The sequence below is a fragment of the Sphingopyxis panaciterrulae genome (genome assembly GCF_014199295.1).
Taxonomy (GTDB): domain Bacteria; phylum Pseudomonadota; class Alphaproteobacteria; order Sphingomonadales; family Sphingomonadaceae; genus Sphingopyxis; species Sphingopyxis panaciterrulae.
Window position 1 is genome coordinate 119,949 of record NZ_JACIJH010000006.1, and the last position, 13,988, is coordinate 133,936.

The following is a 13,988-nucleotide window of genomic DNA, read 5'->3' on the forward strand; positions in this document are numbered from 1 at the left end:
GAGCGAAGCAATGCGGGGCGGAAAAGGCAAGGGGGGGCGTCGTCGGCCGGTAGCGACCGAAAGGCGACGATCGGCGCTTTATAACCTGTCATTCCCGCGAAGGCGGGAATCCAGTGTGGGGTCAGCCGACGCACGCTCTGGATTCCCGCCTTCGCGGGAATGACGAAGCTGGGGTATGGCCGCTCCCCACCCTAAAGCCGACATCTCGCGTCAGCCCTCCAGCAGCGCCTTCGTTGCCGCCGTGACGTCGTCCCGCCGCATGAGGCTTTCGCCGACGAGGAAGGCGTGGACGCCGCTCGCCGCCAGCCGCCGGCAGTCGGCGTGGGTGGCGATGCCGCTTTCGCCGACGAGCAGGGTGCCGGGCGGCACCAGCTTCGCGAGGCGTTCGGTGACCGCGAGGTCCGTTTCGAAGGTGCGCAGGTCGCGGTTGTTGACGCCGATCAGGCGCGAATCGAGCCGCGTCAGCGCGCGGTCGAGTTCGGTCTCGTCATGAACCTCGACGAGCACGTCCATGCCGCGCTCGACGGCCGCGGCCTCGATCTCGCGCATCGCGCCGTCGTCGAGCGCCGCGACGATGATCAGGACCGCGTCGGCGCCGATCGAGCGCGCTTCGGCGACCTGCCACGGGTCGATCATGAAATCCTTGCGCAGCACGGGCAGGCTGCACGCGGTGCGCGCGGCGATCAGATATTCCTCATGACCCTGAAACCAGGGGGCGTCGGTGAGCACCGAGAGGCAGGCCGCACCGCCAGCGGCATAGGCGCGGGCGTGGTTTGTGGGGTTGAAATCCTGTCGAATCAGTCCCTTGGATGGTGATGCTTTCTTGATTTCGGCGATCAGCCCGAAGCCGCCCGCGGCGATCTTCGCTTCGAGCGCGGCGGCGAAGCCGCGCACCGGGCCGCCGTCGACGGCGTCGAGCGCGGCGACAGAGCGCGACTTGCGCCGTTCGGCGACTTCCTGCGCCTTGGTGGCCAGGATTTCGGTAAGCTTGTTCATGGCAGGCGGTCCATAGGTTCGTCATTGCAAGCACGGCGACGCAATCTCCGGCTATCGCTGTCGACGGACGGTGGCTGGAGGTTGCCGCTTCGCCTGCGGCTCCTCGCAATGACGGTGGTGCGGGTCACGTATAGGCGATCCAGCAGTCGAGCAGCGCGTTGGCGAGGCCCTTGTCGATCGCTTCGGCCGCTTCCTCGACGCCGTCGACCAGATTGTCGACCGCGCCGGCGACGACGAGGGCCTCGGCGGCGTTGTAGAGGACGGCGTCGCGATAGGGACCGGGCTGGCCCATCAGCAGCGCGCGCAGCGCCTTTGCATTATAGGCCGCGTCGCCGCCGCGGATTTCCGAAATCGGGCGCGTCGGCAGGCCTGCGTCGGCGGCCTCGCTACGCTGCATCCGGACCCCCTCGGGCGTGACCACCGCGACCTCGTTGCCGCCCGCGAGCGACAATTCGTCGATGCCTTCGTCGCCCGAAATGACGCGCGAATGATCTGTGCCGAGCCGGTGGATCGCCTCGGCATAGACGGGGACATAGGCGGGGCGGGCGATGCCGATGAGCTGGCGCCGGACGCGCGCCGGATTGGCGAGCGGCCCCATCAGGTTGAAGATGGTGCGGCGGGCGAGCGCCTTGCGGATCGGCATGATGCGCTTCATCGCGGGATGATGGTGCGCCGCGAAGAGGAAGCAGATGCCGAGGTCGGCGAGCTGCGCGGCCGCCATTTCGCTTGCGCGCGTCATGTCGAGGCCGAGCGCTTCCAGCGTGTCGGCGGCACCCGATTTCGAGGAAGCGGCGCGATTTCCATGCTTTGCGACCGGGACCTCACATGCTGCAACGACGATCGACACCGCGGTCGAGACGTTGAGCGTGTGGTGCCCGTCGCCGCCGGTGCCGCAGACGTCGATCGCCCCTTCGGGCGCCTCGATCGGGATCAGCCGGTCGCGCATCGCCTGCGCCGCGGCGGCGATCTCGACCATCGTCTCGCCGCGGTCGGAGAGAGTGGAGAGGAAAGCGGCGACCTGTTCGTCGCTGCCGCCGCCGTCGAGCATCGTCGCGAACGCCGCCTCCGCCTCGTCATGGTCGAGGAGGAGGGTGGGATCGGGAAAGGGGCCGAAGCGGCTCATGCCGCTTGTCGCTCCGTCACTGGCAGACCCGCGATGCGAAGGAAATTGGCGAGCATCGCATGGCCATGCTCGGTGGCGATGCTTTCGGGATGGAACTGGACGCCGTGGATCGGCAGCTCGACATGGCGGACGCCCATGACCGCGCCATCGTCGCTAGTCGCGTTGATCGCGAGGACGGGCGGAATATCGACGACCTCGAGGCTGTGGTAGCGCGTCGCGGTGAGCGGCGAGGGCAGGTTTGCGAACAGGCCGCTGCCGTCGTGGCAGACGGGCGAGGTCTTGCCGTGCATCAGGTGGCCGCGCTGCACCGTGCCGCCGAAATGCTGGCCGATCGCCTGATGGCCGAGGCAGACGCCGAGCAGCGGCCGCTTCGCGTCGGCGCAGGCGGCGACGAGGTCGAGGCTGATCCCGGCCTCGTTGGGCGTGCAGGGGCCGGGCGAGATGAGAATCGCCTCGGCGCCGCTAGCCAGCGCCTCGGCCGCGGTCAGCGCATCGTTGCGCTCGACGCGCACTTCGGCCCCCAACTCGACCAGATAATGGACGAGGTTGAAGGTGAAGCTGTCGTAATTGTCGATGACGAGGATCATGGCGCCCTACTGCCCGTAACCCGGCATGCCCGCAAGCCGAACCGCTTCGCGCGCGGCGGCGAAGAGGGCGCCGGCCTTGGCTTCGCATTCGCGCTGTTCGTATGCGGGGTCGCTGTCGGCGACGATGCCGGCGCCGGCCTGGACGTGCATTTCGCCGTCCTTGACGATCGCGGTGCGTAGCACGATGCAACTGTCCATATTGCCGTCGGGGGCGAAATAGCCGACGCCGCCCGCATAGGGGCCGCGCGCGTCGACTTCCAACTCGGCGATGATCTGGCAGGCGCGGACCTTGGGCGCGCCGCTGACCGTGCCGGCGGGGAAGCCCGCGAACAGCGCGTCGATCGCGTCCTTCCCCGGCGACAGGCGGCCGATGACGTTCGACACGATGTGCATGACGTGGCTGTAATATTCGACCGTATAGCTGTCGGTGACGGTGACGCTGCCGCCTTCGGCGGCGCGCCCGACGTCGTTGCGGCCGAGGTCGAGCAGCATCAGATGCTCGGCGCGCTCCTTGGGATCGGCGAGCAGCGATTCGCGGTTCTCGACATCCTCGGCACTGGTGCGGCCGCGCGGGCGGGTGCCGGCGATCGGACGGATCGTGATCTCTTCGTCGCGGACGCGGACCAGAATTTCGGGCGACGATCCGATCAGCGCGAAGCCGGGCAGGTCGAGGAAATAGAGGAAGGGCGATGGGTTGATGCGCCGCAGCGCGCGGTAGAGGTCGAAGGGCGGCAGGTCGAAGGGGGTCGAGAAACGCTGCGACAGGACGACCTGAAAGATATCGCCCGCCGCAATATAATCCTTCGCGGTGCGGACCATGTCGGCGAAACGCTCCGGCGTCGTCGCGGCGTTGCGGACGATGGCGTCGGGCTGCGCCTCGGTCGTGGCGCGATCGGTGTGGGCGCTGACGGTTTCGAGGCGCGCGGCGATGCTGTCGAGGCGGTCCTGCGCCGCGTCGATCATCCGGTCGATCGCTCCGTCCGCCTCGGGCCAGATCGGCGCGATCAGGAAGAGTTCGTCGGCGAGGCGGTCGAAGACGAGGATCGTCGTCGGGCGCACGAAGATCATGTCGGGCAGGCCGAGCCCGGCGCCGGGCGCGCGCGGGACGCGTTCGACGAGGCCGATCGTTTCGTAGGCGAAGAAGCCGACGAGTGTCGCGAGGGCCTTGGGCAGCCCTTCGGGCACGTCGAAGCGGCATTCGGCGACGAGGTCGCGCAGCGCCTGCAAGGCAGGGGCGGCGACTGGGGAAAAGGCCGCGCGGTCGTGGCGCCAGTCGCGGTTGATACGCGCAGCATCGCCCGTCACCTCGAACATCAGGTCGGGATCGAGGCCGAGCAGGCTGTAGCGCCCGCGCGTCTCGCCGCTTTCGACCGATTCGAGCACCCAGTCGCCGCGTCCCGGCTCGATCAGTTTGAGCGCCGCCGACACAGGAGTCTCGACGTCGGCGATCAGCCGCTGCCAGACGACCGCGCCGCGCCCCTGCGCCAGCGCCTCGAGCGCGGCGGCTCTGCCTTCGAGCGTCACCGGCCTATTGGACCGGCGCCGTGCCGGTCAGCTCCTTGCGAAGCTGTTCGAGCAGGTCCTTGTCGATCTGGACCTTGGCGCGCCGTTTGGCCTCGGCGGCGAGCTCGGACACCAGCTCGTTGCCGAAGGCCGGCCCAAGCGGCTGCGCGATCGCAGCGACGCGTGCCGGCTCGATATCCTTGGGGCTGGGGCGGTCGACCTCGCCGAGCGAGATCACCATCCAGCCGCGATTGCCGGGGATTTCGAGCGTCTTGACGCTGTTCTTCGCCATCGAGAAGAGCAATGCGAGTTCGGGCGGGACCGGCTGGCCGTTCTGGCCCAGCTCGGCACGGCTGCCGCCGATCGCCTGGACGTTGCCGATGTTCGGCCCGGCCTCGCGCGCCGCGGCGGTCAGATCCTTGCCGCCCTCGACCGCCTTGACGATCGCGCGTGCCTTGTCGCGCGCGACCTTCTGCCCCTCGGCAAGGCGCCAGTCGGCGAGCAGTTCGTCGCGGATCTTCGCGAAGGGCGGCGGCGCGGCGGCGACGGTCGACTTGACCGCGAAGACGGCGAATTTCTGGTTCTCGACCAGCGTCGCGAGCTGGCCTTCGCCCTCGGCCGCCTGGAAAGCCTGCGCGATCAGCGGTGCGAACTCGGCAGGCAGGGCGTAGTCGGGCTTGTCGGGCGCGCGGCCGTTCGGGAGGATGGCCGGGGTTTCGACGAGCGTCAGCTTGCGGTCGTTCGCGACCTCCTCGATCGCGGCGCCGCCGTTTACGGCGTCCTGGATGCCGTTGTAATAGTCGACGACCGCCTCTTCGGCCTTGTTCTTGGCAAGCTGATCGCGGATTTCGGGGGTCGCGTCGGCGAGGTTGCGGGCGGGCGCGTCGGTCACCTTCTCGACCCGCGCGACCGCCCAGCCGAGGTCGGTCTGGGTCGGGCCGAGCACGTCGCCCTGACCCGCGGCAAAGGCGGCCTTGGCGGCGTCGGCGGTGGTGGTCGCGGCATAGGCGGTCTGGGTCAGGTCGCTGGTGGTCGAGGCCGACAGGCCCACCGACTGCGCGGCGACCGCAAGCGTCGAGCCGCCGCGGACCTTGGCGGCGATGGCGTCGGCGGTCTTGCGGTCGGGCGCGATCACCTGCGCGAAGCGGCGCGTCTGGCTCGCGGCATAGCGCGCGGCGTTGGCCTTGAAATAGTCGGCAACCTCGGCATCGGTCACCGCCGGCGCCTCGATCGCGTCGCGGTCGAACAGCGCATATTGGATCACGCGGCGTTCCGGGATGCTGTAGCGCGTCCGGTTCTGCGTCAGATAGGTCTGGAGCGCCTTGTCGCCGGGATCGGTCTTGGGCGCGAAGGGGCTCGACGGGATGAAGGTGGCGAGACCACGCCGCTTTTCGAGCAACAGCGCCGCATAAGGCTGCGCCATCGCCTGCGAAACGCGCGGCATGCGGCCGACCGGCTCGGCGAACTGCTCGACGAGCAGTTGCTGGCGGATGTCGCGGCGAAGCTGCGCCTCGGTCATATTGTTCTGGCGCAGGAAGCTTTCGAACCGGGCCTGATCGAAACGGCCCGACACGCCGGCGAAGACAGGCAGGTCGGCGATGCGGCCGTCGACGAGCCGCTTGCTGACCCCGAAGCCGAGTTCGTTCGCATATTGCTCAAACGCTTCGCCCTCGATGAGCTGGTTCAGCACCTGGTCGAGCCCGCCCGATTCGACGAAGGCGGCCATGGTCAGCGTCGGCTGGTCCTGACGCGCCTGGTCATAGGCGAGGCGGACGCGGTCGCGCAGTTCGCCGAGGCCGATCTCGCTGCTGCCGACACGCGCGACATTGGCGCCGCCGACCCCGCCGAAGCTGCCGCTGCCGGTCACGTCGCCAAGCGCGAAGGCGAGGCCGACGAGAAGCACGAATGCGAGCGCGAAGAACTTGCCGAGGGTGGATCCGAAAAGACGGCGAAGGGCGGTAATCATCGACGGGCAATCTTTCGAGACGAGAGCGCGGGTTCGCGCGGTCGGGCGCTGCTTTAGGCGGGCAGGACGGCCGCATCAAGGCGGGAAGGCCTTTAGTTGGTGACTCAGTCAGAAAGCAGGAGCGTGATTTTGCTTTCTTCGTCACCCCGGATCAAGTCCTGGGTGACGAGACAGGGAATTGCGCCTTCCAAATCCAAGCTTCCTCACCACCAGGCCTTTCGCCGGCTTGCTGGTCGGGGTGGGCGCGGCTAGGGGCCTTCCCCAACAGGGCCATGATCGACGAGGAGAGCATGATGGCGCGGCGCAAATATGTGGTCGGCAACTGGAAGATGAACGGGCTGACGGAGGCGCTGGGCGAGGCCGGGGCGATCTTTGCTGCGGCGCGCGGCCATGCCGCCGTCGACGTCGCGTTGTGCCCGCCCTTCACGCTGATCGGCGCGATGGCGGCGCTGCCGGAGGGCGGCACGGTCGGCGGGCAGGATTGCCATGTGCAAGCGTCGGGCGCTTTCACCGGATCGGTCTCGGCCCCGATGCTGGCCGATGCGGGCGCGCGGCTGGTCATCGTGGGCCACAGCGAGCGGCGCGAGGGATATGGCGAGAGCGACGGCGATGTGAAGGCGAAGGCCGAAGCGGCGCTGGCCGCGGGCCTGTCGGTGATCCTGTGCGTCGGCGAGCCGCGCAAGGTGCGCGAATCGGGCGATGCGATCGATTATGTGCTGGCGCAGGTGCGCCAGTCGCTGCCCGACGGGTTCGACCGCTCGCGGCTGGCGATCGCCTATGAACCGATCTGGGCGATCGGCACCGGACTGGTCCCGACGATCGAGGATGTGGCGGCGATGCACGGGTCGATCCGCGCCGCGCTCACCGAACGCATCGGCGCCGGCGCGGCGGACCTGCGCCTGCTCTATGGCGGCTCGGTCAATGGCGAGAACGCTGCCGAACTGCTCGGGGCGGGCGACGTCGATGGCGCGCTGGTCGGCGGCGCGAGCCTGACCGCGGCGAAATTCCTGCCGATCGTCGAGGCGGCGGCGGGGTTGGAGTAGAAAGCCGTCCGTCCGTAGCCCACCGTCCATTCTGCTTCGTCATGCTGAACTTGTTTCAGCATCCATGGCCAGGCCTCTCTATCCCACGCGGCGCCAATTTCGAGGGCCGGCCATGGATGCTGAAACAAGTTCAGGGTGACGCCATGTGGCGAGTTCGGCGCGCATCGAAGGAAGGGAAGGGGTTCTGCACTCGCGGCTTGAAGCCGCGTCGCTTCGCCTCTATGTGCGCGGGCAACCATGGCCCGCGCGGGGTCAGCCAGCTTTTCGGGAAATTTCGATGTCCAGTCTCTTCACCTTCCTGCTCGTCGTCCAGGCCGTGATCGCGGCCGTGATGATCGGCGTCATCCTGATGCAGAAGTCGGAAGGTGGCGGGCTGGGGGTCGGCGGCAGCCCGGCGGGCCTGCTTTCGGCGCGCGGCGCCGCGGATTTTCTAACCCGTGCGACGACGGTTCTCGCGACCCTGTTCGTCGGCCTGTCGATCGTCCTCGCCGCGATGGCGTCGGTCGGGCGCGGCGGCTCGACGATCGATACCTCGCTGTCGAAGACCGCGCAGCAGTCGAGCGGCGCGCCCGCCTCGTCGCTGACCGGCCCGGCGCAGCAGCCGGCGACCGCGCCGGCGAGCAACGACCCGCTGGCGGCCGCAGCCGCCGCGGCGAACCAGCCGGCGCAGGCGCCTGCGCAGGATGCTCCCGCCAAGAAATAGGCTGCACGGCCCCTCGCGGCGGCGCACCTCCCTCGCGCGGCGGAATTTTTTCCGCCGCATGTGATTCGACGGCTTGCGCCGTCACCCCTCCTTTGAGTAAGTCTTTCCTCCCATGGCGCGGTTCATTTTCATCACCGGCGGCGTGGTCTCCTCCCTTGGCAAAGGTCTGATGGCGGCAAGCCTCGCGGCCCTGTTGCAGGCGCGGGGATTTCGCGTGCGCATTCGCAAGTTCGATCCCTATCTGAACGTTGATCCGGGCACGATGTCGCCCTACCAGCACGGCGAGGTCTATGTGACCGACGACGGGGCGGAGACCGACCTCGACCTGGGGCATTACGAACGCTTCACCGGCGTCGCGGCGCGGCAGAGCGACAATGTCACCTCGGGCCGCATCTATCAGGGCATCATCGCCAAGGAACGGCGCGGCGATTATCTGGGCGCGACGGTGCAGGTCATCCCGCACGTCACCGACGCGATCAAGGCTTTCGCGCAGGCCGATACCGACGATCTCGATTTCGTGCTGTGCGAGATTGGCGGCACGGTCGGCGACATCGAATCGCTGCCCTTCATCGAGGCGATCCGCCAGCTTCGCAACGAGGTGGGACGTGTCAACTCGATCTCGGTCCATGTCACGCTGGTGCCCTATATCGCCGCGGCGGGCGAGCTGAAGACCAAGCCGACGCAGCATAGCGTGCGCGAACTCGCGTCGCTGGGAGTGCAGCCTGACATATTGCTGTGCCGCTGCGAAAAGCCGCTGCCCGACGGCGAGCGCGCCAAGATCGCGCAATTCTGCAATGTGCGCAAGGAAGCGGTGATCCCCGCGCTTGACGCCGATTCCATCTATTCGGTGCCGGTCCAATATCATGGCGAAGGGCTCGACAGCGAGGTCCTGCGCGCCTTCGGCATTCACGATGCGCCCGAGCCCGACCTGTCGCGCTGGTACGACATCATGGACCGCAAGCAGCATCCCGAGGGCGAGGTCACGATCGGCGTCGTCGGCAAATATGTCTCGCTGCCCGATGCGTACAAGAGCCTCAACGAGGCGCTGATCCACGGCGGCATGGCGAACCGGGTCAAGGTCAATATCCGCTGGCTGGACGCCGAGATGTTCGAGACCGACGACGACCTCGCCGCCAATCTGGAGCCGATGCACGGCATCCTCGTGCCCGGCGGTTTCGGCGAGCGCGGGTCGGAGGGCAAGATCGCCAGCGTCCGCTTCGCGCGCGAACGGAACGTGCCTTTCTTCGGCATCTGCCTGGGCATGCAGATGGCGTGCATCGAGGCGGCGCGGAACACGAGCGGCATCGAAAAGGCGTCGAGCACCGAATTCGGCCCCACCGACGAGCCGGTTGTCGGCCTGATTACCGAATGGATGAGCGCCGAGGGGTTGCAGAAACGAGGCGCCGATACCGACATGGGCGGGACGATGCGGCTGGGCGCCTATGAGGCGAAGCTGTCGCCCAACAGCCATGTCGCAAGCATTTATGGAGCGAACGACATCAGCGAACGCCACCGTCACCGCTACGAGGTGAATGGCGCCTATCGCGAGAGCCTCGAAAAGGGCGGTCTGGTCTTTTCAGGCCTGTCGCCCGATGGCATGCTGCCCGAAATCGTCGAGCGGCCGGATCATAGCTGGTTCATCGGGGTGCAGTTCCACCCCGAGCTGAAATCCAAGCCCTTCGACCCGCATCCGCTGTTCAAGGGATTCATCGAGGCGGCGGTGAAGCAGAGCCGGCTGGTCTGACCGGCAAAGGGAGACGGGGCCGATGGATCATGCGAAACTCGCCGGACTGCAGGACCCCGACAGCATCTTTTCCGGCCTGACCGTCGAGGATTGGGCCGACATCGCGGGCCGCGCGGTGGAGGTCCGCTTCGCGCGCGGCAAGGAACTGCTGAGCCAGGGCGAGGCGGGCGACAGCCTGCTGATCCTGACCGAGGGCAGCGCGCGCGTGTCGATGCTGACCGCGAACGGACGCGAGATCGTGCTTGCCTATGCCGAGCCCGGTGCGGTGCTGGGAGAAATCGCGCTGCTCGACGGCGGCGAGCGCACCGCGTCGGTGGCCGCGACGAGCGCGGGGACCGCGCTTCAGCTCGGGCGCAACGCGATGCGCGATTTCGTGACCAGTCATCCCGATTTCGCCTGGTCGCTGATGCAGCAACTCGCGCGGCGGCTCCGCACCGCCGACCAGACGATCGAGAGCGACCGCGCCTATGCCTCCGGCCCCCGGCTTGCGCGCTATCTGAAGCGGCTGATCCGCAAGGATGTCGAGGCGTCGCACCGCGTCGAGCTGAGCCAGACCGAGCTGGGCAATTTCGCCGGGATGAGCCGCGAGCATATCAACCGCCAATTGCGCGCGTGGGAGGAATCGGGGGTCATCGCGCTCGAACAGGGCCGGGTGCGCGTGCTTGACCCCGAGATGCTGGAGGATATCAGCGAGGTTGAGGGGTAAGGGGCGGCCGGGGCCGCAAACGACGAAGTCATTTATCGTCACCCCGGACTCGATCCGGGGTCCCGCTCAGCAACGTCCGAAAAGCGGGACCCCGGATCGAGTCCGGGGTGACGGATGAAGGGATTGCTCCCCGCCTTCGCAGGGCGACGCTCCACGCCGGAATCACAACGCCCGGGCCTCCTTCGAGACCCGGGCGCCTGTGACGAACGTCGCCATCCCCCTTGATGCAGGCCAGGCGAATGGCCTGCACTCCCTGGAGCCGGGCCTTTGGGCCGCGTTGAACCAGAACCCCGTCGCTAGGAGCAAGGATACGCTTTGTCACGCTTCGGGACGGGTTTGGCGATGCTTTTGCCACCTCCTGTGGCGGATCGGCAACATATTTTGCGAATCGTTCGCAAATATGACTCGTGCCCCGCGCCCATTGCCAGCCGCGTGACACGCCCCTAAAGCGGCCGCATGTGTGTCGCCAAGCACATGTTCTGAAGGACCGAAAAAGCCGATGCTCCTGCGTCCTTACGAACGCGCCATCTTCAAACGCTATATGCTGCCGCAGCGGGGCGAGGGGTTCATCTTCGTCGCCGCGGCGTTCAGTTTCGTCGCGGTGATGCTGGGCGTCGCGGCGCTCGTTGTCGTGATGAGCATAATGAACGGCGTGCGCGCCGATCTGTTCGAGAAGAGTGTCGGCCTCAATGGCCATGCGGTGGTGCAGGGTTTCGGCGGGCGGCTCGACAATTGGCAGGAGGTGCTGAAACAGGCGCGTGCGACGCCGGGCGTGACCTCCGCGACGCCGCTGATCGAGCAGCCTTTGCTCGGCACCTCGAACGGCCGCGTCGAGGGCATATTGGTGCGCGGCATGCTGGTGTCCGACATCAAGCGGAACGAAGTCCTGAACGGCAAGGTGTTGCAGGGCAGCCTCGACACGCTGACGCCCGGATCGGGCAATGTCGCGATCGGCAGCGAACTGGCGCGCAACCTGGGCGCGCAGGTCGGATCGACGATCACGATCATCAACCCCGCCGGACGCTCGACCCCCTTCGGCACCGTGCCGCGCGAGATCGGTTATCGCGTGTCGGCGATCTTCGAGATCGGCATCTATGATTTCGACAAGTTGTTCGTCGTCATGCCGATGGAGGATGCGCAATTGCTGCTGCTGACCGGCAACCAGATCGGGATGATCGAGGTCAAGACGACCAACCCCGACAAGGTCGGCGAGATATTGGAACCGCTGCGCGAGAAGGTCGCGGCGCAGGCGGTCGTCACCGACTGGCGGCAGATGAACAGCAGCCTGTTCGAGGCGCTGTCGGTCGAGCGCGTCGCGATGTTCGTGATCCTGTCGCTGATCGTCCTCGTCGCCGCCTTCAACATCGTGTCGTCGCTTATCATGCTGGTGCGGGCGAAGACGCGCGACATGGCGATATTGCGCACGATGGGCGCGCCGCGCGACGCGGTGCTGCGCATCTTCATGGCGATCGGCCTGTCGATCGGCATCGCGGGCACCGCGGTCGGCATGATTATCGGTTTTTCGCTACTCTATTTCCGCCAGGGCGTGCTGCGCGGCGCCGAGTTCATCACCGGCCAGCCTTTGTGGGACCCCTCGATCCGTTTTCTGACCGAACTGCCGTCGAAGCCCGATCCGGTCGAGATCGTCGGTATCGCGGTGATGGCGATCCTGTTCAGCTTCCTCGCGACGCTCTACCCCGCGTTCAAGGCGGCGAATACCGATCCGGTGCAGGTGCTCCGCTATGACTGACGCGACGCTCGAACTGACCGGTTTGAGGCGCAGCTTCACCCAGGCGGGGGTGACGATCGACGTGCTGCGCGGCATCGACGCGGAACTGAAACGCGGCGAGATCGTCGCGCTGCTCGGCCCCTCGGGATCGGGCAAGTCGACGATGCTGCAGGCGGTCGGTCTGCTCGAAGGCGGCTTCGAGGGGACGATCCGCATCGACGGCGAGGACGTCACGCGGCTAGGGCAGGGCGAGCGGACGAAGACGCGGCGCGAGAAGATCGGCTTCGTCTATCAGTTCCACCATCTGCTTCCCGATTTCACGGGACTCGAGAATGTCGTGCTGCCGCAGCTCATCCGCGGCACGCGGCAGGCGGAGGCCGAGGAGCGCGCCGCCGACCTGCTCGGCCGGCTGGGGCTTGGCGAGCGGCTGCACCACAAGCCGAGCAAGCTGTCGGGCGGCGAGCAGCAGCGCGTCGCGGTGGCGCGCGCGCTGGCGAACCGGCCGCTGCTGGTGCTCGCCGACGAGCCGACGGGCAACCTCGACGAGGCCACCGCCGACCGCGTGTTCGACCAGTTCGTCAAGCTGGTGCGCGATCATGGCTCGGCGGCGTTGGTCGCGACGCACAACGAGCGGCTGGCGGCGAAGATGGACCGCGTGTGGCGCTTGCACGAAGGGCATATCGAGGGGTAGTTTCCAACCGTTAACCCCTCCCGCTTGCGGGAGGGGCAGCGAGAGTTACGAGCTTGCTCGTTACTCGCAGCGGGGTGGGCAGAGCCGAGGCGTTGCGGCCCACCCCGCTGCGACTAGGCAGCAAGCTGCCAAGTCTCGCTGCCCCTCCCCTGAAGGGGAGGGGATTGGAGGGGAACGCAAATGGCATTTTACGATCTTTCGGCGCCGCTGCCAGGCGGCGGGACACAGCCGATGGCGGAGTATCGCGGCAAGGTGCTGCTGATCGTCAACACCGCGTCGAAATGCGGCTTCACACCGCAATATGAAGGGCTGGAGGCGCTGTATCGCGATTACAAGGATCGCGGGTTCGAGGTGCTGGCCTTTCCGTGCAACCAGTTCGGGGCGCAGGAACCGGGCGATGCAGCGGAGATCGCGAATTTCTGTTCGCTGACCTATGACGTGTCCTTCCCGCTGATGGCGAAGATCGACGTCAACGGCGACGGAGCGGACCCGATCTTCAAGCATCTGAAGAAAGAACAGACCGGCCTGCTCGGCAGCGGGATCAAGTGGAATTTCACCAAATTCCTGGTGGATCGCGAGGGGAAGGTCGTGTCGCGGCATGCGCCGACGACGAAGCCCGAGCAGTTGAGGAAAGAGATTGAGGAATTGCTGGGATAGAATGGCGTTCGGAAGTTAAGTAAATTATCGCCGTACTCCCGCGCTGCTCACGCAGTCTTACCTACAGATTTATCTTAATCCTCTTCTGTGCTTCGGCGCGCATGTCCCAGAGCGTCCGCCATTTGTGCTCGCCCGGTAACTTTGCCGACCAATACTTCCAGCCGTTGAGGCTAGGAGAGTTCCCCTTTTTGCTGACCGCGAGCGCCTTGGCAGCCTCCGACAGACTTTCGAAGCTATTGCTTCCAACAACGATCCTGCCGTTTAGAAATTTGCCCTCGTAAACTTGGCGACCCCGGTCATACTCCATGCGTGCGAGCGTTCCGTGAGGAACTTCAACAAACCCTTCCCGCCATGACCGCCCCTCACCAATGGTCGAACTTTCGACAGATTCAATAGCTTCATCATCGGGCAGCTTTAGCAAACGACGTAGAGCGATATACTGCGGCTCATCAAAGCCTTTCCGCTCTCCTTCAATCAACTTGTGGATATCAAAGTCAATTTCGATTGGCACCAATTTCGTCATCTCGATTCTCCTCACTC

At 66.5% G+C, this 13,988-nt stretch carries 13 protein-coding genes; 7 read left to right on the forward strand and 6 right to left on the reverse strand.

Annotated elements, in window-relative coordinates:
• Positions 1-210 precede the first annotated feature (210 nt).
• The 5 genes from trpC to FHR21_RS11045 all read right to left on the reverse strand — a co-directional run bounded on the left by trpC (position 211) and on the right by FHR21_RS11045 (position 6,175).
• Complete coding sequence (gene trpC, locus FHR21_RS11025) at positions 211-996, reverse strand: indole-3-glycerol phosphate synthase TrpC (protein WP_184098180.1); 786 nt, start codon at positions 994-996, stop codon at positions 211-213.
• 124 nt (positions 997-1,120) lie between these two features.
• Positions 1,121-2,119: an anthranilate phosphoribosyltransferase gene (trpD, locus tag FHR21_RS11030; RefSeq protein WP_184098183.1), complete on the reverse strand. Its 999-nt coding sequence runs from the start codon at positions 2,117-2,119 to the stop codon at positions 1,121-1,123.
• Positions 2,116-2,706 carry an anthranilate synthase component II gene (locus tag FHR21_RS11035; RefSeq protein WP_184098185.1) on the reverse strand — a complete coding sequence of 197 codons (591 nt, stop codon included), beginning with the start codon at positions 2,704-2,706 and terminating at the stop codon, positions 2,116-2,118. Before FHR21_RS11035 ends, trpD begins: the two co-directional genes overlap by 4 nt.
• A gap of 6 nt (positions 2,707-2,712) precedes the next feature.
• The gene (gene trpE / locus FHR21_RS11040; RefSeq protein WP_184098187.1) at positions 2,713-4,230 is read right to left on the reverse strand and encodes an anthranilate synthase component I; all 1,518 of its coding nucleotides are present in this window, start codon (positions 4,228-4,230) and stop codon (positions 2,713-2,715) included.
• A gap of 4 nt (positions 4,231-4,234) precedes the next feature.
• Entirely contained in the window at positions 4,235-6,175 is a 1,941-nt protein-coding gene (locus FHR21_RS11045) for a peptidylprolyl isomerase (protein WP_184098189.1), read from the reverse strand.
• Between the two features lie 293 nt (positions 6,176-6,468).
• Between FHR21_RS11045 and tpiA the strand changes: the two genes are divergently transcribed.
• From tpiA to FHR21_RS11080, 7 genes are all read left to right on the forward strand, one after another.
• Positions 6,469-7,218 carry a triose-phosphate isomerase gene (gene tpiA / locus FHR21_RS11050; protein WP_184098191.1) on the forward strand — a complete coding sequence of 250 codons (750 nt, stop codon included), beginning with the start codon at positions 6,469-6,471 and terminating at the stop codon, positions 7,216-7,218.
• Between the two features lie 277 nt (positions 7,219-7,495).
• Entirely contained in the window at positions 7,496-7,921 is a 426-nt protein-coding gene (secG, locus tag FHR21_RS11055; RefSeq protein ID WP_184098193.1) for a preprotein translocase subunit SecG, read from the forward strand.
• A 112-nt stretch (positions 7,922-8,033) separates the two neighbouring features.
• Positions 8,034-9,665, forward strand: a complete 1,632-nt coding sequence (locus tag FHR21_RS11060; RefSeq protein ID WP_184098197.1) for a CTP synthase — start codon at positions 8,034-8,036, stop codon at positions 9,663-9,665.
• Between the two features lie 22 nt (positions 9,666-9,687).
• Entirely contained in the window at positions 9,688-10,371 is a 684-nt protein-coding gene (locus FHR21_RS11065; protein ID WP_184098199.1) for a Crp/Fnr family transcriptional regulator, read from the forward strand.
• 499 nt (positions 10,372-10,870) lie between these two features.
• Positions 10,871-12,121, forward strand: coding sequence for a lipoprotein-releasing ABC transporter permease subunit (locus tag FHR21_RS11070; protein ID WP_184098200.1), 1,251 nt, complete (start codon positions 10,871-10,873; stop codon positions 12,119-12,121).
• Positions 12,114-12,791 carry an ABC transporter ATP-binding protein gene (locus tag FHR21_RS11075; RefSeq protein WP_184098203.1) on the forward strand — a complete coding sequence of 226 codons (678 nt, stop codon included), beginning with the start codon at positions 12,114-12,116 and terminating at the stop codon, positions 12,789-12,791. The genes FHR21_RS11070 and FHR21_RS11075 overlap by 8 nt, the downstream gene beginning before the upstream one ends.
• A 180-nt stretch (positions 12,792-12,971) precedes the next feature.
• Entirely contained in the window at positions 12,972-13,448 is a 477-nt protein-coding gene (locus tag FHR21_RS11080; protein WP_184098205.1) for a glutathione peroxidase, read from the forward strand.
• Positions 13,449-13,509: 61 nt separating this feature from the next.
• Here the strand turns inward: FHR21_RS11080 and FHR21_RS11085 are convergent, their stop codons facing one another.
• On the reverse strand, positions 13,510-13,971 hold the full coding sequence (locus tag FHR21_RS11085; protein WP_184098207.1) for a hypothetical protein: 462 nt from the start codon (positions 13,969-13,971) through the stop codon (positions 13,510-13,512).
• Between the last annotated feature and the right edge of the window lie 17 nt (positions 13,972-13,988).